This is a genomic window from Brevundimonas sp. AVps4, from assembly GCF_058681525.1.
This window is the reverse complement of sequence record NZ_CM178741.1, coordinates 842605-863507: the sequence shown is the minus strand read 5'-3', so window position 1 is coordinate 863507 and position 20903 is coordinate 842605. Positions and strand designations below refer to the sequence as shown.

Below are 20903 nucleotides of genomic sequence, written 5' to 3'. Positions count from 1 at the left end.
CGATCGATCTGAGCCCTTCGCCGGTGTCCTGCCCTCACGGCGGGTCCGATGGTTTCGAGGAATTTCATGACCATTCGTTTGAGGACGGCGACACGCGCGTCTGCTTGTCAGCCGCCCCGTGTCCGCCTGCCGCGCGTCACGACGCGGCGAGCCGAGGCTTCGGCGCCCACCCGGTGCCGTGAGCTAACCGCAAGCTGGGCGATCCTTCCCGCTTCCGTTCTGCTCCTGAGCGTCTGGACCGCGCCGGCCCAGGCTGACCCCCAGACGTTCGACGAGGCCCTGGCCCGCGCGGCGTTCAGCGCACCCAGTCTGCGCGCCAGCGCATTGGGTGTCGACGCCGCTCGTGCGGCCGTTCCGGCAGCGGGGCTTCTGCCGGACCCCCGGCTCTCCGTCGGTCTCGACGGATATCCGGTGACCGGGCCGTTCGCGGGGCAATTCGATGAAGACTTCACCATGCTCAGGATCGGCGTCGAGCAGGAGGTGCCCAGCCGCGCGCGTCGTCGCGCCGAGCGAGACATCGCCGAGGCGGCGATCGGCGTCGCCGGCGCTGAGGAGTCCGTCGCGCGACGAGAGGTCCGGGTCGCCGTGGGCCTTGCGTGGATCGACCTGTTCTATGCCGAACGCCGCTTTGCGGCGTTGGAAGAGCTGCTGGCGACGTTGCAACCCCTGTGGGACGCCGCCCCGGCCGGAGTCGCGTCCGGCGCCTATCGGCCCGCCAACGCTCTCGGGCCCGTTCAGCTCAAAGCCGATCTTGACGATCGCCGCAGCAGTCTCGCCGCCGACATCGAGAAGGCGCGAGCCGAACTCGCCCGGTGGACGGGCGACGCCGATCCCGAGACGGTTGGCCCGCCGCCGCAGGACGATCTCGACCTGACCGCCTTGCGGAACGGCATCGCCCAGCTGCCGACCGTGCGGGCCTATGGAGCCGCCGCGCGCCGCGCCGAAGCCGAGGTCGACCTGGCCCGCGCCGGACGTCGCCCGGACTGGTCGTTCCAAGCCAGCTACGCCCGCCGCGATGAGCGGTTCGGCGATCTGTTCTCCGTCGGAGCGAGCGTGCGGCTGCCGATCTTTCCCGGTCGAAGGCAGGATCCCGTCATCGCCGCGCGCGCCGCTGATGCGCTGCGGGTCACCGCCGAGCGTGAGGACGCTGAGCGCGTGTTGACCGCGTCGCTGCGAAGCGCCCTGGCCGAATACGCGACCGCTCACGATCAATGGGTCCGGTCGCGCGACGTCGTTCTGCCCAGTGTCCTTCAGCGTTCCGATCTCGAAACCGCGAGCTATGCGGCGGGTCGGGCGGGCATCGTTGAAGTTCTCGAAGCCTTCACCGCCGTGGCCAACGCCCGGCTCGACACGCTCGATCGCGAGGCCGCCGTGATGCGTCAAGTGGTCGAGATCACTCTCACCTATGGGAACGACGACCGATGAACGCCCTTCGCAACAAACGCCTGGGCATCGCCATGGGCGCGCTTCTTTTGGTCGGGGTCGGCGTCGGGGCCGGCATCGTCGTCGCTCCGCGGCTGGATGGGGCCGGCGGTGAGACCGCCGAGGGGGGAGGGGAGCGCGAGATCCTCTATTGGTACGATCCCATGGTTCCAAACGAACGCTACCCGGGGCCGGGGAAGTCGTCCATGAACATGGAGACCATCCCCAAATATGCCGATGAGGGGGGAACGACCGCCACCCCCGGCGTTCGAATCGATCCGGCGCTGGCCCAGAATTTGGGGGTCCGGTATGCCACGGCTCGCCGTGGCGACCTTGAGGGCGATCTGAGCGCCACGGCGGTGGTCGATTACAATGAACGCGACATCGCCGTGGTCCAGTCGCGGGCCGACGGCTTCGTGCAGCGAGTCTACAACCGCGCGCCGGGCGATGTCATCGCTGCGGGCGCGCCTCTGGTCGATTTGCTCATCCCGACCTGGGGCGGCGCCCAGACGGAATATCTCGCCGTACGGCGCACCGGCAACACGCCCCTGATCCAGGCGGCGCGGCAGCGACTGGTGCTGATGGGCATGTCCGAGAGCCTGATCGCCTCGGTGGAGCGCAGCGGGCGGGCGCGAAACACGATCACGATCTCAACGCCCACTGGCGGCGTGATCAAGACCCTGGGCGTGCGCGCCGGCATGAGCGTGACCCAAGGCATGACCTTGGCCGAGATCAACGGCCTGGCCACCGTCTGGGTCAATGCCGCCATCCCGGAGGCGCTGGGGAGCCGGCTAAGGGTCGGACAGTCCGTCGAGGTGGCTTTGACCGCGTTCCCGGGAGAGCGGTTCACGGGTCGTCTGACCGCCCTGTTGCCGGAACTCGTCGGCGACAGCCGCACGGTCACGGGACGGATCGAAATGGCCAATCGCGGGGGCCGTTTGCGCCCCGGCATGTTCGGCCGGATCACCTTCGGCGGCGGTTCGACGACGGCGTTGCTCGTGCCGACCGAGGCGGTGATCCGAACGGGTGAACGGGACATTGTCATGCTCGCCCGGCCGGAAGGCCGGTATCAACCGGCCGAGGTCCGTGTCGGGCGAGAAGCCGGGGGGCAAACCGAGATCCTCGCCGGTCTCAGGGAAGGCGAACGGATCGTCGCGTCGGGGCAGTTCCTGATCGATTCCGAAGCCAGCCTGTCAGGCGTAACGGCGCGGCCGATCGGCCCGACGTCCCGGCCCGCCACCGCCGCCCCAACGGGCGCATCCATGGCCGCGCCCGCCTCGCGCGGGAGGTCGAGCCAATGATCGCCGCGGTCATTCGCGCCTCGGTCAAGGGGCGCTTCCTCGTCCTTATGGCCGCCGTCGCCCTGCTCGCCGCCGGCCTGTTCGCGGTTCGCAGCACGCCGGTCGACGCCTTGCCGGACCTGTCGGACGTGCAGGTCATCATTCGCACCAGCTACCCGGGGCAGGCGCCCCAGATCGTCGAGAACCAGGTCACCTATCCTCTGGCGACCACCATGCTGTCCGTACCCGGCGCGCGAACGGTTCGAGGCTATTCCTTCTTCGGCGACAGCTTCGTCTATGTGCTGTTCGAAGATGGGACGGACCTCTACTGGGCGCGTTCCCGGGTCCTCGAATACCTCAGCCAGGTGCAGGCGCGGCTTCCCGCGACCGCCCAACCGGCACTTGGTCCGGACGCCACCGGCGTAGGCTGGGTCTATGAATACGCCCTGGTCGATCGCACAGGCCGCAACGATCTGGCGCAATTGCGAAGCCTGCAGGATTGGTTCCTCCGCTACGAGCTGAAGACCGTGCCGGGGGTCGCCGAGGTCGCCAGCCTGGGCGGCATGGTGCGGCAATACCAGGTGGTGCTCGACCCCGTCAGGCTCGCGTCCTACGGCGTCACCCATCAGGCGGTGGTGGACGCTCTCCAGCGCGCCAACGGCGAGACGGGCGGCTCGGTGCTCCAGCTCGCCGAAGCCGAATACATGATCCGCGCCAACGGCTATCTGACCGAGCTCGACGACTTCCGGGCCGTGCCGCTCCGCACGGCGGCTGGAGGCGTGCCGATCAGCCTCGGGGATGTCGCGACCATCCAGATCGGCCCGGAGATGAGACGCGGCATAGCCGAGCTCAACGGCGAAGGCGAGGTCGCGGGCGGCGTCGTCATCCTTCGATCCGGCGCAAACGCCCGCGCCACGATCGCGGCCGTGACCGAGAAACTCGAGACGCTCAAAGCCGGACTGCCCCCGGGAGTCGAAGTGGTGACGACCTACGATCGCTCGCAGCTCATCGACCGGGCGATCGACAATCTGAGCGGCAAGCTGATCGAGGAGTTCATAGTCGTCGCCCTGGTCTGCGGCCTGTTCCTCTGGCACGCCCGGTCGGCGCTGGTCGCCATCCTGACCCTGCCGCTGGGCGTCCTGGCGGCCTTCCTGATCATGAATCTTCAGGGCGTGAACGCCAACATCATGTCGCTGGGCGGCATCGCCATCGCCATCGGCGCCATGGTGGATGCGGCGGTGGTCATGATCGAGAACGCCCACAAACACATCGAACGATGGGAACACGATCACCCGGATGAAAAGCTGGCGGGCGAAGATCGCTGGAAGGTCATCACCGAGGCGGCCGTGGAGGTCGGCCCCGCGCTGTTCCTGAGCCTGCTGATCATCACCCTGTCGTTCATCCCGGTGTTCAGCCTGCAGGCCCAGGAGGGCCGGCTGTTCGCGCCCCTAGCCTTTACCAAGAGCTATGCGATGGCGGCGGCGGCGATCCTGTCCATCACTCTCGTGCCGGTTCTGATGGGCTATCTGATCCGCGGACGGATCCCGGCCGAACAGAGCAATCCGATCAATCGCTGGCTCACGCGCATCTATCGCGGGCCATTGGACTGGGTGCTGCATCATCCCAGAAAGACCTTGGTGGCAGCCTTGCTGATCTTCGCCACCACCGCCTGGCCTCTTAGCCAGCTCGGCGGCGAATTCATGCCGGCGATGGACGAGGGCGACCTGCTGTATATGCCTTCGGCCCAGCCGGGTCTCTCCCCGGCCAAGGCCGCGGAACTGCTGCAACAGACGGACCGGATGATCCGCACCGTGCCCGAAGTGGCGACCGTGTTCGGCAAGGCGGGCCGGGCGGAAACCGCCACGGATCCGGCTCCGCTGGAGATGTTCGAGACCACCATCCAGTTCAAGCCGCGCGATGAATGGCGGCCGGGCATGACCCCGGAAAAACTGATCGAAGAACTCGATCGCGCGGTTCAGGTCCCCGGACTGTCCAACGTCTGGGTCCCTCCCATCCGAAATCGCATCGACATGCTGGCGACGGGCATCAAGAGCCCCGTCGGCGTCAAGGTGTCCGGCTCTGACCTGGCCGCGATGGACCGTATCGCGGCCCAGGTGGCCGATGTCGCCAGGACCGTACCGGGCGTGACCTCCGCCTTGGCCGAACGCCTGACCGGCGGGCGTTATGTCGACATCGACATCGACCGGCGCGCGGCGGCCCGCTACGGCCTGAACATCGCCGATGTCCAATCGATCGTATCGGGCGCCGTGGGCGGCGAGACGATCGGACAGACGGTGGAGGGGCTCGCCCGCTATCCGATCAGCGTCCGTTACCCGAGAGAATTGCGCGACAGTCTGGAGCAACTGCGCGCCCTGCCGATGCTGACGCCGTCGGGCCAGCAGATCACCCTTGGCACGGTCACCAATATCCAGATCGCGGACGGCCCGCCGATGCTCAAGTCCGAGAACGGCAGGCTGACCACCTGGGTCTATGTCGACACTCGGGGGCGCGACCTCGCGTCTGTCGTCGCCGATCTGCGTCAGGCGGTCGCCAGCGAGGTGGATCTCGCGCCGGGCGTCAGCATCGCCTACTCCGGCCAGTTCGAATATCTGGAACGGGCGGCCGAGCGGCTAAAGATCGTGGTTCCGGCCACGCTCGTGATCATCTTCATCCTGCTCTATCTGACCTTCGGGCGCTTCGACGAAGCCCTCCTCATCATGGGCACCCTGCCATTCGCCCTGACCGGCGGCTTCTGGTTGCTCTATCTGATGGGCTTCGATCAGTCGGTCGCGACCGGGGTTGGCTTCATCGCCCTCGCTGGCCTGTCGGCGGAGTTCGGCGTCGTGATGCTGATCTATCTCAAACATGCGCTGAAGGATCGAGGACCTGATCCCGACCGGGAGCAGGTCGAGGAGGCCGTTCGCGAGGGCGCCCTTCTGCGGGTCCGGCCCAAGGCGATGACGGTCGCCGTGATCTTGGGCGGTCTGTTCCCGATCCTGATCGGCCACGGCGCGGGGTCGGAGATCATGACCCGGATCGCGGCGCCAGTCATTGGCGGCATGATCACCGCGCCCCTCCTGTCGATGCTCGTCATCCCAGCCGGCTATCTCCTCCTGAGACGCCGGAAATCACGTCCCACCCAAACCCCCACCCAAGGAGCTACCCTATGAAAAACCTGTTCGTGAAGTCGGCCAGGCTCGCCCTCGGCCTGAGCCTGTCAGCCGGGGCGGTCATTGCCCTGGCGGCCTGCAGTCAGCAGCCGGCGACGGAGACGGAAACCCCAGCCGCCACCGGTTCCGCCGTTGCCCCCGCGGCGCCGGCGGAGATGGACGCCATGTCGTCGGCGGCCGGAGAGGAGTCCGCGACCGCGCGCGGGGTGATTTCGGCCATCGACGCGGAGGGCGGCAAGATCACGATCGAGCACGAGCCGATCGCCAGTCTGGAATGGCCCGCGATGACCATGGGCTTCGCGGCGTCACCCGCCCTGATTGACCAGGCGAAGGTCGGCGACCGGGTCGAGTTTGATCTGGTCGTTACAGGCAGCGCGGGCGAAGTGAAGGCGATTCGGCCGCAGTAATCCCCTGCTGCCGGACTGTCGTCGCACGGGGCGGCGGCGTCCGGGTTGACGACGCGGCGGGGAACCTTTGGCTTCTCCGCCGCGTCGAGCCTTTATGGGTTCAGCAGACGGCTTCAAAGCGGCGTGAAGATGGACAGTGCCGACTGTCCGAGTTGTTTCGGTCCGAACCCGAATGCCTGGCCTGGCACGCTTGGCGGGATCTCGAGGCGGGGGCGTGGCCGGCCCACTTCCCGGCCGCCTCGCGCGCCGCCTATGATCTGCCGACGATCAAGCAATGGCTGGAGGTGTTTGTCACCCGGTTTTTCGCCCTCAGCCAGTTCAAGCGCTCCGCCATGCCGAACGGCCCCAAGGTGATTTCGGGCGGCAACCTTTCGCCGCGCGGCGACTGGCGGGCGCCCTCGGACGCGAGCGCCCGGGTCTGGCTGGACGACCTGAAGCGCAATGTCCCATAGTTCGCCCCGCACGACGCCCCGCCGGTTTTCGGGCCAGGGCGGTCTGCTCGCGTCCTGGGGGCGCCAGGCCTGACGGCGGCCCGCGACATCGTCAGCGTCGTCAACGCCCGGCGATCCGGCTAGGATCGTCGCCTCGCTCGCCAGGATGCCGTCATGCCCGCCTCTTCGCCCTCCCCCTCCCGACGCGCCCTTCTGACGGCGCTGCCGGCCCTCGCCTTCGCCGGCCCGGCCCTCGCCGCGCCGCCGAAGCGGATGACCGCCTACAAGACGCCCTGGTGCGGCTGCTGCGGCGGCTGGATCGCGCACATGCGCCAGGCCGGCTGGACCGTCGAGGTCGTCGAGCGCGAGGATCTGGCTCCGATCCGGGCGCAGCACGGCGTTCCGGACCGGCTGGCCTCGTGTCACACGGCGGTGGTCGGCGCCTACGCCATCGAAGGCCACGTCCCCGCCGGCGATGTCGATCGGCTCCTCAGCGAACGCCCCGCCGCCAGGGCCTTGAGCGCGCCCGGCATGCCGGCGGGCTCGCCGGGCATGGAGGCCGCCGGCCGCGAACCCTATACGACGGTGCTGATCCTCAACGACGGCTCGACCCGCGTGTTCGGCCGACACAACGGCACCTGACCGCCGACCCGCGGCCGGAGGGCGTCAGGCGACCGGTTCACGGCCTGTCGGGTTGGCCCGCCCCAGCCGCTTCCGCCGGGTCGTCGCCGCCATCGGCGCCTCGCGAAAAGTCAGCCTGATGCGGGTGACCGCCGTGCTGGGCGCGATACTCGGCCGGGCTGAGACCCCTGCCCGTCATATGGAGCTTCGGCGGCGTCGCGGGAGCGTCCGGATCAGTCTCGCCGCGGGTCCTCGCGGTGTCGGGGCGCTCGCCATCGACATCCGGTTGATCGCCAGTCTGTTCGCCCATGACACCCTGCGCTCCGCTCCGGCGTCGCTTGCCGTGTCGGGATGCAATCCGCGAGCGGAGGCAGGGTTGCGCGGCGCCGGATAATCCCTGACCTTCGCTGGCCAGGGGCTGACCCGGATCCCTCCCGGCGCGGCCCTTCGAGCCCGGCTCTCTCCCGTCAGGCCTGTCGACGCGGCGTCCAGCGCAGCAGGCGCATGGCGTTGGCCGTGACCAGGACCGTGGCTCCGGTGTCGGCGAGGATGGCGGGCCACAGGCCCGTCACTCCGATCACGGTGGTGACCAGGAAGACGGCCTTCAATCCCAAGGCGATGGTTATGTTTTGCCGGATATTGCCCATCACCCCGCGGGACAGGGCGATCATGTCGGGAATGTCCCTGACCCGGCCGCGCAGGACGGCGGCGTCCGCGGTCTCCAGGGCCACGTCGGTGCCGCCGCCCATGGCGATGCCGACATCCGCCTGGGCCAGGGCCGGGGCGTCGTTGATGCCGTCCCCGACCTTGGCGACCACCAGACCTTCGGCCTGGAGCGCCTTGACGATCACCAGCTTGTCCTGCGGCAGCAGTTCGGCCCGGGGCTCGATGCCCAGCCCGGCGGCGACCGCCTCCGCCGTGCGGCGATTGTCGCCCGTCAGCATGACGGTGCGGATGCCCCGCGCCTTCAGGTCGGCCAGACCCTGGACCGCATCGGGCCGCGCCTCGTCACGCATGGCGAGGAACCCGGCCACCCCGCCTGCGGCGACAAGGACGGACACCGTCTTGCCCTCGGCGTTGAGGGCGGCGATGGCTGCGTCCTGGGCTGGCGAGATCGGCGCGCGCCGGGCCGCGGCCTGCGGCGAGCCGAGGAATATGCGTTCGCCGCCGACCTCGCCTTCGACGCCCTCCCCCGCAATGGCCTGGGTGGCCGACGCCGGCGGCGCCGTGATCTCATCCGCCTCGGCTCGGGCCAGGATGGCGAGGGCCAGCGGATGGCTTGATCCCGTCTCCAGCGCGGCCGCCAGGGTCAGCAGGGCGGAGGCGTCCCGCGTCCCGGCGACGACGTCGGTGACGACGGGCTTGCCGGCGGTCAAGGTCCCCGTCTTGTCGAAGGCGATCGCGGTGATCTTGCCGAGCGTTTCCAGCACGGCCCCGCCCTTCATTAGCAGGCCGCGCCGGGCGCCCGCCGACAGGCCGGCGGCGATGGCGGCCGGCGTGGATATGACCAGGGCGCAGGGGCAGCCGATCAGCAGCACGGCGAGGCCCTTGTAGATCCATTCGCTCCACGTTCCGCCGAACAGCAGCGGCGGCGTGACCGCGACGAGGGCGGCGAACACGAGCACGCCCGGCGTGTAGATTTTCGAGAAGCGGTCGATGAACCGTTCGGTCGGAGATTTCGATTCCTGCGCCTCCTCGACGAGACGCACCACCCGGGCGATGGTGTTGTCCGAGGCCGAGGCCGTCACGCGCACCCGCAGGACGCTGCCGCCGTTGATCGTGCCGGCGAACACAGGATCGCCCACGACCTTGCGTTTGGGCACGCTCTCGCCCGTCACCGGGGCCTCGTCGAGGTCTCCCGCGCCCTCGATGATCTCGCCATCCGCGGGAACGCGGTCTCCGGGCCGGACCAGGATGACCGCGCCCACCGCCACGGTCTCGGCGGCGACTTCCGTGGTCACGCCGTCCACCTCGACGAAGGCGGTCTTGGGCACGAGGGCGGCGAGCCCCTGGATGCTCTTGCGCGCGCGTCCGGCCGCCACCCCTTCCAGCATTTCGCCGACGAGGAACAGCAGGACGACGGCGGCGGCCTCTTCCGCGGCCCCGATGAAGACGGCGCCGACGGCGGCGATGGTCATCAGCATTTCGATGGAGAAGGGCGTGCCGTGGCGCGCCGCCGAAAAGGCGCGCGACGCGATCGGAATCAACCCCACGGCCAGGGCGGCGAGGAAGGCGTATCGTTCGAGGGAGGGGAACAGCGTGCCCAGTCCATAGGCGGACAGCAGCGCCAGGCCGCAGAGCGCGGTGAGGCGCGCCTTCCCGGTCCACCACCACGGGGCGCCCCCGGCCCCGGCGGCCGCCGGAGGCGGGCCGGCCGGCGCCGCAACGGATCCGGACGTCGGCGAGGCCGCTTCCCCGCTGTAGCCCAGGTTGCGCAGTTGCTGCAGGACCGCTTCGTCAGCGAGGTCTCCGCCATGCCTGATCTTCAGCACGCCGGTCTGCACCGCCACCGACACGTCCTCGACGCCCGGCAGCCTGCGGATCGCCGTGTCGATCTTGCGGCCGCAGCTGGCGCAATCCATCCCGGTCACCCGGTATCGGCTTTCGAGGGTTTGCGCCGTCATGTCTGTTCCTTGTGATCTCTACAGGGCAAGGCTACCTCCTCCAGCGACTGTAGATGCAAGCTAAAAATGAGCGCGCCGTTCGGTTGGAGTGAAGGGCGCCGTCCGCTGAACCTGGAGGCCGGGCCCAGCCCGTTGATGACCTCGCCTTGTCCGCACGACCGGGAGACCGCGCCGCCGACGGCGGCACAGGTGGAACGCGCTTTGGGCGCAGCCGCCGCCCGCGTGGCCGCCGCTGGGGACAGGCTGACGCGCCCCCGGCGCAGGGTGCTGGAGCTCCTGCTTATCGCGGGCTCTCCGGCCAAGGCCTATGATCTCGTGGCGACGTATCACCAGGATGCCCGCGTCGCGAAGCCTGCGACGGTCTATCGGGCGCTGCAGTTCCTCGAGACCCGAGGACTGGTTCATCGTCTTTCCACCCTCAAATCCTACGTGGCCTGCGATCCCGAGCGGCCCGGCGCGCCGGCCCTTTACCTGCTGTGCGACTGCTGCGGCTCCTGTCGCGAGGTTCCCGCGCCCGACCTGGCTGCGCTGAACGCGGCCGCGACAGCGGCGGGCTACGAGATCGAACGGATCACGCTCGAAGGCCAGGGTCTGTGTTCGGCTTGCCGCCCGCCGCGCCCCGGCGCCGCCCGGGATCCGGTCCTCCAGACGGAGCCGGAGGCGGCCGCGGGGTCCGGGCCCGCAAGCATTGAGCCGCGCCCCTGATCAAGCCCGCGGCGGGTCGATGACGGCCTGGCCCGGGCGCCCGGCCGCGGCGACGCCGGGGCCCGCGGCCAGTTCCATGGCCCGTTCGGTGGCGGCGGCCGACCTTCGGGTCGAGCCCGCCCGTCGGGACGGATTGAGCCAGGTCTGCACCGGCCGGTCGAAGGCGTATCGGAACACCGCCGCCGCCACGAAGGCGCCGATGAAGCCGATCGACCACAGCGCCCAGCGAACCCCGGCTGACAGGGCGTCCTGCCCCAGGGCGTCGAGCAGTCCGAACCAGACGATGCGGCTCACCTCATTGGTCAGGAACATCGCAAACGACATCAGGGCCAGGTGTTCGACCAGGCGCGACCGCCGGAGCACCGGCACGGCGCCGGCGGCCCAGATGATCACGGTCATCAGACCCAGGGACAGCAAGCTGAAGGCGCCGAAGGCCTGCAGCCCCACGAGCGCGACGGCGGCGCCGACGCCGATCGCTCGGGCCCGGCGCGGCGGGACATAGACCCGCGAACCGTAGAAGGCCGCCGCGACCCCGAGCAGGAAGAGCGGCAGGGCGCGCAGGACGCCGTAGCGCATCGGCAGCCGGTAGATCGGATCCCCGAGCCACAGCGTGGCGGCGACGTCGGCGCCGATTACCAGCAACGTCGCGCCGATCACAATGGCGACCGGCGGCCAGCGCCACAGGACGCGGCAGATCCAGGGCAGCAGGAGATAGCAGCCGATCAGGGCCGAGAGCGTCCAGGTCGGGGCGTTCCACCCCTGCCCGCCTGGCACGCCATAGGCCTGGACCAGCAGGACCTGGGCCGGCAGCTGCGACCAGTCGAACCAGCGCGGATTGCTGGGCGCGACCCCCGCCAGGGCGGCGCCGCCGACGATCGCCACGAGAATAAGGCTGACGACGAGGTGGGCCGGAATGACCCGCAACAGGCGCTGGCGCGCATAGGCGCGCAGCGACGCCTGGCCGGCCGCGAGCCGGTCGCCGTAGATGCGGGCCAGGACGTAGCCGGAGTCGATGATGAAGAAGTCGGTGAGCAGATAGCCGCGGTCAAACACCGGATGCAGTTGCGGCAGCGGAACCGGCGAGGCCTCGCGGAAATGGTAGAGGATGATCAGCGCGCCGACGATGAAGCGGAGCGCGTCCAGCCAGCCGCCGCGGGCGATGCGCGGCGGGCGGGGCTTCATCGATGCGTCGTCGCCAAGGACCATGCGCCCACCGTAGCCCGCGAGCGGGCAAGGAAAGGTTAGCGTCCGGCCCAGGGCGGCCCGCCGGGCCAGAGCAGGGCGGCGCCGACCGCCAGGGCGATCGCCAGTCCGGCGGCGGTGAGACGCCGCGGCCAGCCCGGCCGGGCGCTGACAAGACAGGCGGCGCCCAGCAGGCCCAACGTGGCGCCGTAGCCGACGACGAGCGGAAGCCTGAAGACGCTGTACAGCCTGAGCCCGATGAAGAGGGCGCCGCCGACGGCGAGCGTCAGGTTGACGCCGGCGGCGACGAGGTCGAGCACCGGCCGGGGCCGTTCCGGCGGACGGGGGCGCCCGGCGCGGCGTTTGCTGTAGGGCCGTTCGGACCAACCGGGGCTGCGACCGCGGACCGTGAATCTCTTGCCGCCCATGCTCCCCTCCTCAGGCGGACGCCGCCCGGCTCACCGGTGGCCGCCCTCGACGTCGCCGCAGGGCTCGGCCTCGATCTGGACGGTGCTGTGATGGATCGCGAACCGCTCTTCCAGGAGCGCCGCAACGGCGCGGCGCACCGGCTCTGGCGCCGCGCTGTCGTCCAGGACCAGGTGGACGGTGCAGCTCGGCTGGTCCGCGCCGGAGACCCAGACGTGAAGATCGTGAAGGCTGTCGACGCCGTCGATCGCCTCGATGGCGCCGCGCACCTCCGCCATGACCACGCCGCGCGGCGTGCCCTCCAGCAGGATGTGGGTGGTGTCGCGCAGCAGGATCCAGGTGCGCGGCAGGACCCACAGGCCGATGCCGATGGCGACGATCGGATCGACCCAGCGCCAGTCGGTCAGGGTGATGACGATGGCCGCGACGATGACGCCGAGCGAGCCGAGCATGTCGGCCCAGACCTCCAGATAGGCCCCCTTGATGTTCAGGCTCTTGTCCTTGCCCGCCGCCAGGACCCGCATGGCGATCAGGTTCACCACCAGGCCGACCGAGGCCACAGCCAGCATGCCGATCGAGCCGACCGGCTCCGGGTCGAAGATCCGCTTGATGCCCTCGTAGAGGACGTAGCCCGCCACGAGGAACAGCAGCACCGCGTTGAACGCGGCCGCCAGAATCTCGAAGCGCCGGTAGCCAAAGGTCCGCTTGTCGTCCGCCGCCCGCTGCCCGATCTTGATGGCCAGCAGGGCGATGGCGAGCGCGGCCGCGTCGGTGAACATGTGCGCGGCGTCGGACAGCAGGGCGAGGCTGTTGAAGTAGAGGCCGCCGGCGATCTCGGCGACGAGGAAGGTCCCGGTCAGGCCCAGGGCGATGGTCAGCTGACGCGAATTGGCGCCCGCCGTGTGGTCGTGTTTGTCGCCGTCCTTGTGATCGTGACCCGCCATCAGGGTGTCGCCTCTTCCCGGGTTTCTTTCGCGTCCTTCAGGATTTCCAGCCCGCCCTTGACGGCCATGAGCGCCACGAGAGCGCCGACCACCAGATCGGGCCAGGACCGTCCCAGCCACATCACCAGGCCGCCGGCGACCAGGATGCCGCCGTTGGAAATGAAGTCGTTGAAGCTGAAGGTCTCCGCCGCCCGCATGTTCACATCGTCGGTCCTGACCCGCTTCAGGAGCAGCAGGCACCACAGGTTCACCCCCGCGGCCACCACGGCCATGACCATCATGGTCGGTCCGAGCGGCTCGGCCCCGGTCAGCCATCGCCGGGCGACATCGGCGATCACCCCGGCGGCGAAGACCAGGAGCAGCACCCCCGACACCCGCGCGGCCCGCGTCTTCCAGGCGGGCGAGCGTCCGACCGCGAGAAAGCTGATCAGATAGACCGCGCTGTCCGAGGCGTTGTCCACGGCGTTGGCCAGAAGCGCGCTCGAATCGGCCAGCCAGCCCGCGACGCCGAGCCCCACGAACAGGGCCGCGTTCAATCCCAGAACGAGGAGCAGAATCTGTTTCTGGCGGCTTTCATCGGTCTTCACGCTCATGGCCTTCTCCTCTCTTCGTGCCTGTTCCAGCGTCTAGGCAGGGTCCGGCGTTGCATTTGGCCAGCGCAGGACTTCGACCGCCTCGAGCGTGATCGGCCCCAGATGTTCCAGATCGGTCAGGGTCTGGACGAAGGCGCGAAGCTTTGACTCCTCGTCCAGCATTTCGACGATCAGGGACTGGTCGTCGTCCAGCAGGTGCCGGCGATGGGTGTGCGGCGTGTGGCCGAACCCGACCAGAGCCCGCAGGACGGTCACGCCGGCGACGCCGGCTTCGCGCGCGCGGTCGGCCACGATCTCGAAGACCTTGCGGTCCCCGAAATAGGCGGCTTCGTCGGTGTAGATGCGCATCAGTTTGATGGGATCGGGCATGGTCGCCTCCTGAAAGGGCGTCCCCGCCGCCGGGCGGCGGGGACCGTGACTATTCCGCCGGGACCGGCTCCGCCGCCGGCGTGTCGAGTGGTTTGGGACGCCGACCCTCGGTCAGGCCGAGCACCAGCCGGCTCATCGCTGGCAGGACCAGCAGCGTCAGCAGGGTCGCCGTGATCAGGCCGCCGATGACGACCATGGCCAGGGGTTTCTGGACCTCGGCACCCGTCCCGTGGGCCAAAGCCATGGGCACAAAGCCGATGGCCGGGACCAGGCCGGTCATGATGACCGGGCGGACCCGTTCCATGCAGCCCTCGATGATGGAGCGGGAGAGCTCCATTCCTGCGTCGAGCCGCTGCCGGATGGACGACATGACCACCAGGCCGTTCAGCACGGCCACGCCGGCCAGGCAGATGAAGCCCACGGCAGCCGATACCGAGAAGGAGATGCCGGTCAGCGCGAGGGCGAAGACCCCGCCGGCGAGGCCCAGCGGCACGGTCAGGAAGACCGCCACCGCCCGTCCGAACGTCCCCACGGCGAGGAACAGCACCGCGAAAATGGCCAGGAAACAGATCGGCACCACCAGCGACAGCCGATCCGAAGCCGCCTTGAGGTTCTGGAACTGGCCGCCCCACTCAATCCACGAGCCCGCAGGCAAGGGAACAGCTTCCACCTTGGGCGTGGCTTCGGTGACGAACGAGCCGACGTCGCGGCCGCGGACGTTGGCCTGCACCACGACGCGGCGCTTGCCGTTCTCGCGGCTGATCTGATTCAGCCCTTCCGCGAAACGGAACGAGGCCACCTGGCGCAGCGGCACGGAGGCCCGGGTGCGGCCCTCCGCCTCGGGCAGCATCACGGGGATGGCGCCGATGGCGTCGAGGTCGGGGCGGCTGGCGTTGGGCAAGCGCACCACCACGTCGAAGCGGCGATCGCCCTCGAACAGCTGTCCCGCCTCGCGCCCGCCCATGGCGGCGGCGACCGTATCGGCCACCTCCTCCACGCTCAGGCCGAAGCGGGCGATGGCGGCCCGATCGAAGGTGACGTCCAGAGACGGCGCGCCATCCGTCTGTTCGACCTTTACGTCGGCCGCCCCCGGCGTGGCGTTGAGCTGGGCCGCGATCCGGTTGGCCGTGGCCGTCAGCTTGTCGAGGTCGTCGCCATAGATCTTGACGGCCACGTCGCCGCGCACGCCGGCGATCAGTTCGTTGAAGCGCAGCTCGATCGGCTGGCTGAGCTCATAGGCTTGACCGAGTTGGGCGTTGGCCGCGGCCTCGACCCGTTCGATCACGTCTTCCTTGGTGTCCACCCCGTCCGGCCACTGGTCCTGCGGCTTGAGGATGATGAAGCCGTCCGAGATGTTGGGCGGCATGGGGTCGGTAGCCACCTCGGCCGTGCCGGTCTTGGAGAACATCAGCGCGACTTCGGGCAGTCGAGTGACGGCCCTCTCAACCCCCACCTGCATGCGCAGGGATTGCTCTACCGCCGTCGACGGTACGCGCTGCGAAGCCAGCGCAAGGTTGCGCTCATCCAGGGTCGGGATGAACTCCTGGCCGAGCATGGTGAAGATCACCCCGGCCACGGCGAACAGGGCCAGACCGCCGCCCACGAAGGGCCACGGCCGGGCCACGGCCTGACGCAGCACCGGCTCGTATTTCGCCTTGATCCAGCGGATGACGAAGACGTCCTTCTCGGAGACCTTGTTGCGCATCACTAGGGCGACCATGGCCGGAATGAAGGTGATGGACAGGATGAAGGCCGCGACCAGGGCGAGCATCAGGGTGATGGCCATGGGCGAGAAGGTCTTGCCCTCGACGCCCTGGAAGGTCAGCAGCGGCGCGAAGACCAGCAGGATGATGGCCTGGCCGTAGACGGTCGGCTTGATCATCTCCTGGGTGGCGATGGTGGTCTCCTCGAGCCGCTCGCGCAGGGTCAGAAGACGCCCTTCATGGTGCTGGCGCTCGGAAAGACGTCTCAGGCAGTTTTCGATGATGATCACCGAGCCGTCGACGATCAGACCGAAATCGAGGGCGCCGAGGCTCATCAGGTTGCCGGACACTCCCATGAAATTCATGCCGATGGCGGTCATGAAGAAGGAAATCGGGATGATCGCCACCGCGATCAGGGCGGCGCGGACGTTGCCGAGCAGCAGGAACAGGGCGATGGCGACCAGGATGGCGCCCTCGATCAGGTTGCGTTGCACGGTCGAGATGGTGGCGTTGACGAGTTTGGACCGGTCGAGGACGGGTGTGACCTTGATCCCCGGCGGCAGAGACCGGACGGTCGTCTCAAGCTGTTCCCCCACTGCACGGGCGACCGTGCGGCTGTTCTCGCCGATCAGCATCAGGGTGGTGCCGATGACGACCTCGTGGCCGTTCATCGTCGCCGCGCCGGTGCGCAGATCACCGCCGAGACGGACGGTCGCGACATCGCGAACGGCGACGGGCACGCCGCCGCGCGTGGCGACGATGGCCTCCTCGATCTGGCTCAGGCTGCGGATGCGGGCGTCGGCCCGCACCAGATAGGCCTCGCCGCCGCGCTCGACGAAGTTGGCGCCGATCGACAGGTTCGCGGCCTCGAGGCCCTCGGCCAGTTCACTGAACGAGACGCCGTACTGAGCCAGACGGGTGGGATCCGGCTCGACGACGTACTGCTTCTCGAAGCCCCCGATGGTGTCCACGCCGGCGACGCCGTTCACGGTCCGCAGCTGCGGCGCGATGATCCAGTCCTGGACGGTCCGGAGATAGGCCGCCCGGGAGATGTCGTCGGTCAGACGATCGCCCTCGGGCGTAAGGAAGGACCCGTCGGACTGCCACCCCGGCTGGCCGTTGCGGACTGTCGCTCCGCGGCCGCCGGGATTGGCGTAGTCGATCGCGTACATGAAGACCTCGCCCAGGCCCGTGGTGACGGGCCCGATCTGGGGTTGGACGCCCTCGGGAAGGCTCTCCTGGGCCTGGACGAGGCGCTCGCTGACCTGCTGGCGCGCGAAATAGAGGTCGACGTTCTCCTCGAAGATCACCGTGACCTGCGAGAAGCCGTTGCGGGACAGCGACCGGGTCGAGTGCAGACCGGGAATGCCGGCCATGGCCGTCTCGACCGGGAAGGTGACGCGCTTCTCGATCTCCACCGGAGACAGTGAAGGGTCCTGGGTGTTGATCTGCACCTGGTTGTTGGTGATGTCGGGGACGGCGTCGATCGGCAGCTGCGTGAGCTGCCAGGCGCCGTAGGTGGAGACGATCAGCACCAGCGCGATGATCATCCATCGCGCCCGCACCGACAGGGCCATGAGGTTGGCGATCATGATCTATTCTTCCTCGCCCGAACCCTTGCCCAACTCCGCCTTCAGCAGGAAGGCGTTGCGGGTGGCGACGACCTGGCCCGCGGTCAGGCCGGCGGTGATCTGGGCCCGGCCGGCGCTGCGCTGGCCGACGCTGACCGACGTGGCGGCGAAGCCCTCTGCGGTTCTGACGAACACCACGTCGCGGCCCTCGACGGTCTGAATGGCTTCCTCGGGGACGGAGACGCCGCCGGTGGTTCCCGCATCCCGCGTGTAGATCCTCACCGCGATCGCCTGGCCGGGACGCAGGCCTCCGACCCCGGCGACGTTGAGCAGCACGGTGGCGGCGCGGCTTTCCGCGTTCACCCCCGGCGTGATCGATCGGACCGTCGCCTGCACCTCGCCCTCGGGCAGGGTGATGCTGGCCCGGTCGCCCGGCGCGATCCGGCCGGCGTCGTCGGCGGAGACCGAGGCCTGGATCTCGATCTGGCTGGCGTTGGCGACGTGGAACAGTTCGGTCCCGGCCGTCACGAAGGCGCCGAGCGTGGCGTTCGCTTCCGTAACCCGGCCATTGATCGGGCTGACGACGCCCGTGCTGCGTCCGTCGCCCGAGACCCGGGCGGCGGCGGCGGCGGACGACGTCCGGCGAGCTTCCGCCTCGGCCTCGGCCAGGACGGTCTGGGCCGCCTCGAGTTCCTGCCGCGCGGTGATCTGGGCGTCGAACAGCCGTTGCTCGCGGGCGAGCGCCTGCCGGGCGGCGGTCAGCCGGGCCTGGGCGGCCGAGCGCTCGGCCGCGATGGTCGAGGCCTCGCGGCTTTCGATCAGGGCCACGATCTGGCCGGCGCGAACGCTGTCGCCCAGCCTCAGGGAGACTCGAGTGATCACGCCGTCGGCGCGGGCCGCGAGCACCGCCTCGCCCTGGGGCGTGCCCACGACCGTGCCTTGGGCGACGATCTCGGCGCTCAGCGAGCCGCTGCCGACGGGCGCGAGGACGATGCCGGCCGCCTGGATGCGGGCGGCGTCCATCTCCAGGGCTTCCCCCGCGCCGTGCTCTTCTTCCGCTTCTGCGGCGGCTTCCGGCGCGGCGTCGGGACCGCGCGTCATGGTCCAGACGGCGAAACCGCCGCCGAGGACGATCACGGCCGCCGCCGCGCCGCCGAGCAGGCGTTGCTGGTTGGTGAGTCTCTTCATCGGGCGGATCCTTCGGTTTCGGTAGCGCGGGTCAGGGCGGCGACGGCTTGCGCCCGCTCCAGCTCGGCGGTGATCATGTCGGCCTGGACGGTGTTGAGCGCCTCTTCGGCGTCGAGCACGTCCAGCAGGGTGAAGCGGCCGGCCGAGAAGCCTTCGCGGGCGATGCGCACCGCTTCGATAGCCTCGGGTTCGGCCTGGTTCTCGAGGAAGGCGAGTTGGGACTCGGCGGTGCGAAGCGCGGCCTGGGCATCGCGCGTCCGCCGGATGGCGCCCGCCAGGGCCGCGTTACGGCGAGCCTCGGCTCCGGTCCGCTCCGCGTTGGCGGCGGCGATATTGCCCTGGTTGCGGTCGAACAGACCGATCGGCATGGAGGCGCCGAAGACCAGGGCGGTGTCGTCCGTGCCCCGGAATTGGCGTGCCCCGACGCTGACGGTCACGTCGGGGCGCGACAGGGTCCGTTCCCGCTCGACGACGGCGACAGAGGTGGCCACCTCCGCCTCGGCGAGACGCACGTCCAGCGCTGTGGCCGGGTCGATGATCGCAGCCGGCGCCGGGAAGGCGTCGGGAGCGGTCGGTTCGGGCAGGTCTTCGCCGCCGCCCCACAGGGCGGCGAGCGCGCGCTGGGCTTCGGCGTATTCGGCCTCGGCGGCCCGAACCCGGCCGACCGCCTCCAGGGCGGCCGTGCGCGCCCGCAGGGCCCGAAGCGGCGGCTCGCGGCCGGCGTCCACGAGCTCGGTGGCGATGGTCTGCAGGTTGTCGGCGCGGAGGAACTGGTCGCGGGCCAGTTCGACCCGGCGGCTGTCGGCCCAAGCCTCGGCGTAGGCGTCGCGCACCTCCTGTTCCAGATCGGCGCGGGCCACGGCCAGGCGCAGCCGGGCGGCGTCCACCTCGGCCTGGGCGGCGCGCTCGCGCGCGGACCGCTTGCCGCCGAGCTCGAACCGCTGTTCGACGCTCAGGGTGCTTTCCGCGTCATCGACGCCGGAGAAGCCGCCGGTGCCGGCGAAATTCTCGACCTCCAGGCCGAGCTCGGGATTGGGTCGGAAACCGGCCTGCTGCGCGCGGCCGACGGCGGCCGCGACATCCGCTTCGGCGGCCGCCAGGGCGGGCGAGGAGGTCGCGGCGCGAGCCAGCGCCTCGGCCAGGGTGACGGGTTCGGCGATGGCTGACCCTGGGGCCAGAATGGCCAGGATCGCCGCCAGGGCGATCGCGGCTCCGCCCGCCGCAGGATGCGGCAGCCGGCGTTCAAGGGATGGCATAGGTCCTGTTTCCCGGATGGTTGACGTGAAGGCGCGCGATCGCGCGCAGTCCCGTCAGCCTCTGGGCGGGCGTTCCGGTCCGGCGGGCATGCGGGACGGCAAGCCGTCCGCGATCGGAAGGGCGTTCAGATCCGCCCCGGCATGGCTCACGACCGGCTCAAGCGCCGTCTCGGCCACGGCGACGCCGCTTTGATGACAATGGCCGTGCGAACAGATGGCGTGGTTGTCCGGATTGCCGCCGCCGTCGCCCCGATCCACGGGACTGTCGACGAGCGCGCTGGAGGCGGGGGATGTCGTCGCTTCGGGGCCGCAGGTCGCAGCGTCGACGACGGAGACCAGGACGAACAGGGACAGGAACGCCGCGAGCAGCGCCGTCACCAGTCCATGCCTGACCGAGGAGAATCCCATGCCGTCCCATACCACGCGGCGCCGCGACATCAATCGTCTCATCGTCGCACCGCCGCCCAGGCGGCGACCGGAGGCGCACGCTCGGCGCGAAAGAAGGCGATCGAGCCGGTCATGGTGGCCAGCGCGGTGTTCTCGGCGACATTGATGAATCCGGCCTCGGAGATCAGATCGGGAAGGACGCCGTCGGCGTTCGGCTGGGTGTTCTCGTAGCCGTCCAGCGACTGGACGATGCGGAACAGCGTACGCATCACTCCCGTCTGATGCCCGTAGTCGGCGATGTGGAGTGCGCCTCCAGGCTTGAGGGCCCGAAGGTTGGCCGCCAGCCCGAGGCGCTTCTCCGCCATCGGCAGCTGATGGAAGACCAGGCTGGACACGACCTTGTCGGCGACGCCGTCGCCAAGCAGCGCGGCCGCGTCGCGCGCGAAGCCCTGCACGAAGCGGACCGGCTGGCCGGCGGCGGCGGCCTTGGCCTTCGCCCTTCCGAGGATGTCGCCGTCGGGATCCAGGCCGATGACGCGCGCGCCCGGCGCCCGCTGCGCCAAGCTCACGGCGAAGGAGCCGGTCCCGCAGCCGAGGTCGACGATCGTCTCGCCGGTCGCCGGG

General features: G+C 69.7%; 17 protein-coding genes and 1 pseudogene. 7 read left to right on the top strand and 11 right to left on the bottom strand.

Annotated features, from left to right (window positions below; all coding sequences use genetic code 11):
• Positions 1–66: 66 nt before the first annotated feature.
• The 6 genes and pseudogenes from ACW178_RS04175 to ACW178_RS04150 all read left to right on the top strand — a co-directional run bounded on the left by ACW178_RS04175 (position 67) and on the right by ACW178_RS04150 (position 7352).
• On the top strand, positions 67–1425 hold the full coding sequence (locus tag ACW178_RS04175; protein WP_135194144.1) for a TolC family protein: 1359 nt from the start codon (positions 67–69) through the stop codon (positions 1423–1425).
• A complete protein-coding gene (locus ACW178_RS04170; RefSeq protein WP_112863185.1) occupies positions 1422–2723 on the top strand; it encodes an efflux RND transporter periplasmic adaptor subunit in 1302 nt (433 codons plus the stop codon). Before ACW178_RS04175 ends, ACW178_RS04170 begins: the two co-directional genes overlap by 4 nt.
• Positions 2720–5872, top strand: coding sequence for an efflux RND transporter permease subunit (locus tag ACW178_RS04165; RefSeq protein WP_112863184.1), 3153 nt, complete (start codon positions 2720–2722; stop codon positions 5870–5872). The genes ACW178_RS04170 and ACW178_RS04165 overlap by 4 nt, the downstream gene beginning before the upstream one ends.
• The gene (locus tag ACW178_RS04160; protein WP_035307582.1) at positions 5869–6279 is read left to right on the top strand and encodes a copper-binding protein; all 411 of its coding nucleotides are present in this window, start codon (positions 5869–5871) and stop codon (positions 6277–6279) included. Before ACW178_RS04165 ends, ACW178_RS04160 begins: the two co-directional genes overlap by 4 nt.
• A gap of 176 nt (positions 6280–6455) precedes the next feature.
• Positions 6456–6731 (top strand): annotated as a pseudogene (gene nadE, locus ACW178_RS04155) (NAD(+) synthase); the annotation flags it as partial.
• Positions 6732–6884: 153 nt separating this feature from the next.
• Complete coding sequence (locus ACW178_RS04150; RefSeq protein WP_035307575.1) at positions 6885–7352, top strand: DUF411 domain-containing protein; 468 nt, start codon at positions 6885–6887, stop codon at positions 7350–7352.
• A 446-nt stretch (positions 7353–7798) separates the two neighbouring features.
• On the opposite strand, the gene ACW178_RS04145 is transcribed toward ACW178_RS04150, so the two are convergent.
• The gene (locus ACW178_RS04145) at positions 7799–9955 is read right to left on the bottom strand and encodes a heavy metal translocating P-type ATPase (RefSeq protein ID WP_287106114.1); all 2157 of its coding nucleotides are present in this window, start codon (positions 9953–9955) and stop codon (positions 7799–7801) included.
• Positions 9956–10021: 66 nt separating this feature from the next.
• Here ACW178_RS04145 and ACW178_RS04140 point away from each other — a divergent pair, with 66 nt between their 5' ends.
• Complete coding sequence (locus ACW178_RS04140) at positions 10022–10660, top strand: Fur family transcriptional regulator (protein WP_231492484.1); 639 nt, start codon at positions 10022–10024, stop codon at positions 10658–10660.
• On the opposite strand, the gene ACW178_RS04135 is transcribed toward ACW178_RS04140, so the two are convergent.
• Genes ACW178_RS04135 through ACW178_RS04090 form a run of 10 tightly spaced genes read right to left on the bottom strand, consistent with a single transcriptional unit; the run spans position 10661 to position 20848 of the window.
• Positions 10661–11842: an acyltransferase family protein gene (locus ACW178_RS04135; RefSeq protein ID WP_492024895.1), complete on the bottom strand. Its 1182-nt coding sequence runs from the start codon at positions 11840–11842 to the stop codon at positions 10661–10663. It lies immediately after the preceding gene.
• A gap of 59 nt (positions 11843–11901) precedes the next feature.
• On the bottom strand, positions 11902–12270 hold the full coding sequence (locus ACW178_RS04130) for a hypothetical protein (protein ID WP_035307568.1): 369 nt from the start codon (positions 12268–12270) through the stop codon (positions 11902–11904).
• 30 nt (positions 12271–12300) lie between these two features.
• Positions 12301–13212 (bottom strand): cation diffusion facilitator family transporter, encoded by a 912-nt coding sequence (locus tag ACW178_RS04125; protein ID WP_035307566.1) that lies wholly within the window; start codon positions 13210–13212, stop codon positions 12301–12303.
• Positions 13212–13805 (bottom strand): cation efflux transmembrane domain-containing protein, encoded by a 594-nt coding sequence (locus ACW178_RS04120; RefSeq protein ID WP_035307564.1) that lies wholly within the window; start codon positions 13803–13805, stop codon positions 13212–13214. Before ACW178_RS04120 ends, ACW178_RS04125 begins: the two co-directional genes overlap by 1 nt.
• A gap of 33 nt (positions 13806–13838) precedes the next feature.
• Positions 13839–14174 carry a DUF190 domain-containing protein gene (locus ACW178_RS04115; protein WP_035307562.1) on the bottom strand — a complete coding sequence of 112 codons (336 nt, stop codon included), beginning with the start codon at positions 14172–14174 and terminating at the stop codon, positions 13839–13841.
• 49 nt (positions 14175–14223) lie between these two features.
• Positions 14224–17469, bottom strand: coding sequence for an efflux RND transporter permease subunit (locus tag ACW178_RS04110; protein ID WP_155988116.1), 3246 nt, complete (start codon positions 17467–17469; stop codon positions 14224–14226).
• 3 nt (positions 17470–17472) lie between these two features.
• Positions 17473–18636 (bottom strand): efflux RND transporter periplasmic adaptor subunit, encoded by a 1164-nt coding sequence (locus tag ACW178_RS04105; RefSeq protein WP_035307560.1) that lies wholly within the window; start codon positions 18634–18636, stop codon positions 17473–17475.
• Positions 18633–19892 carry a TolC family protein gene (locus ACW178_RS04100; protein WP_035307558.1) on the bottom strand — a complete coding sequence of 420 codons (1260 nt, stop codon included), beginning with the start codon at positions 19890–19892 and terminating at the stop codon, positions 18633–18635. The genes ACW178_RS04105 and ACW178_RS04100 overlap by 4 nt, the downstream gene beginning before the upstream one ends.
• 54 nt (positions 19893–19946) lie before the next feature.
• Positions 19947–20330 (bottom strand): hypothetical protein, encoded by a 384-nt coding sequence (locus tag ACW178_RS04095; RefSeq protein WP_287105359.1) that lies wholly within the window; start codon positions 20328–20330, stop codon positions 19947–19949.
• An 8-nt stretch (positions 20331–20338) separates the two neighbouring features.
• Positions 20339–20848 carry a class I SAM-dependent methyltransferase gene (locus ACW178_RS04090; RefSeq protein ID WP_492024894.1) on the bottom strand — a complete coding sequence of 170 codons (510 nt, stop codon included), beginning with the start codon at positions 20846–20848 and terminating at the stop codon, positions 20339–20341.
• Positions 20849–20903 lie beyond the last annotated feature (55 nt).

Coding starts and splice junctions, on each gene's coding strand:
- ACW178_RS04125 (WP_035307566.1), bottom strand. CDS start 13,212: ATGGCGGGTCACGATCACAAGGACGGCGACAAACACGACCACACGGCG.
- ACW178_RS04150 (WP_035307575.1), top strand. CDS start 6,885: ATGCCCGCCTCTTCGCCCTCCCCCTCCCGACGCGCCCTTCTGACGGCG.
- ACW178_RS04145 (WP_287106114.1), bottom strand. CDS start 9,955: ATGACGGCGCAAACCCTCGAAAGCCGATACCGGGTGACCGGGATGGAT.
- ACW178_RS04095 (WP_287105359.1), bottom strand. CDS start 20,330: ATGTCGCGGCGCCGCGTGGTATGGGACGGCATGGGATTCTCCTCGGTC.
- ACW178_RS04165 (WP_112863184.1), top strand. CDS start 2,720: ATGATCGCCGCGGTCATTCGCGCCTCGGTCAAGGGGCGCTTCCTCGTC.
- ACW178_RS04130 (WP_035307568.1), bottom strand. CDS start 12,270: ATGGGCGGCAAGAGATTCACGGTCCGCGGTCGCAGCCCCGGTTGGTCC.
- ACW178_RS04120 (WP_035307564.1), bottom strand. CDS start 13,805: ATGAGCGTGAAGACCGATGAAAGCCGCCAGAAACAGATTCTGCTCCTC.
- ACW178_RS04140 (WP_231492484.1), top strand. CDS start 10,022: ATGAGCGCGCCGTTCGGTTGGAGTGAAGGGCGCCGTCCGCTGAACCTG.
- ACW178_RS04100 (WP_035307558.1), bottom strand. CDS start 19,892: ATGCCATCCCTTGAACGCCGGCTGCCGCATCCTGCGGCGGGCGGAGCC.
- ACW178_RS04110 (WP_155988116.1), bottom strand. CDS start 17,469: ATGATCGCCAACCTCATGGCCCTGTCGGTGCGGGCGCGATGGATGATC.
- ACW178_RS04115 (WP_035307562.1), bottom strand. CDS start 14,174: ATGCCCGATCCCATCAAACTGATGCGCATCTACACCGACGAAGCCGCC.
- ACW178_RS04160 (WP_035307582.1), top strand. CDS start 5,869: ATGAAAAACCTGTTCGTGAAGTCGGCCAGGCTCGCCCTCGGCCTGAGC.
- ACW178_RS04175 (WP_135194144.1), top strand. CDS start 67: ATGACCATTCGTTTGAGGACGGCGACACGCGCGTCTGCTTGTCAGCCG.
- ACW178_RS04135 (WP_492024895.1), bottom strand. CDS start 11,842: ATGAAGCCCCGCCCGCCGCGCATCGCCCGCGGCGGCTGGCTGGACGCG.
- ACW178_RS04105 (WP_035307560.1), bottom strand. CDS start 18,636: ATGAAGAGACTCACCAACCAGCAACGCCTGCTCGGCGGCGCGGCGGCG.
- ACW178_RS04170 (WP_112863185.1), top strand. CDS start 1,422: ATGAACGCCCTTCGCAACAAACGCCTGGGCATCGCCATGGGCGCGCTT.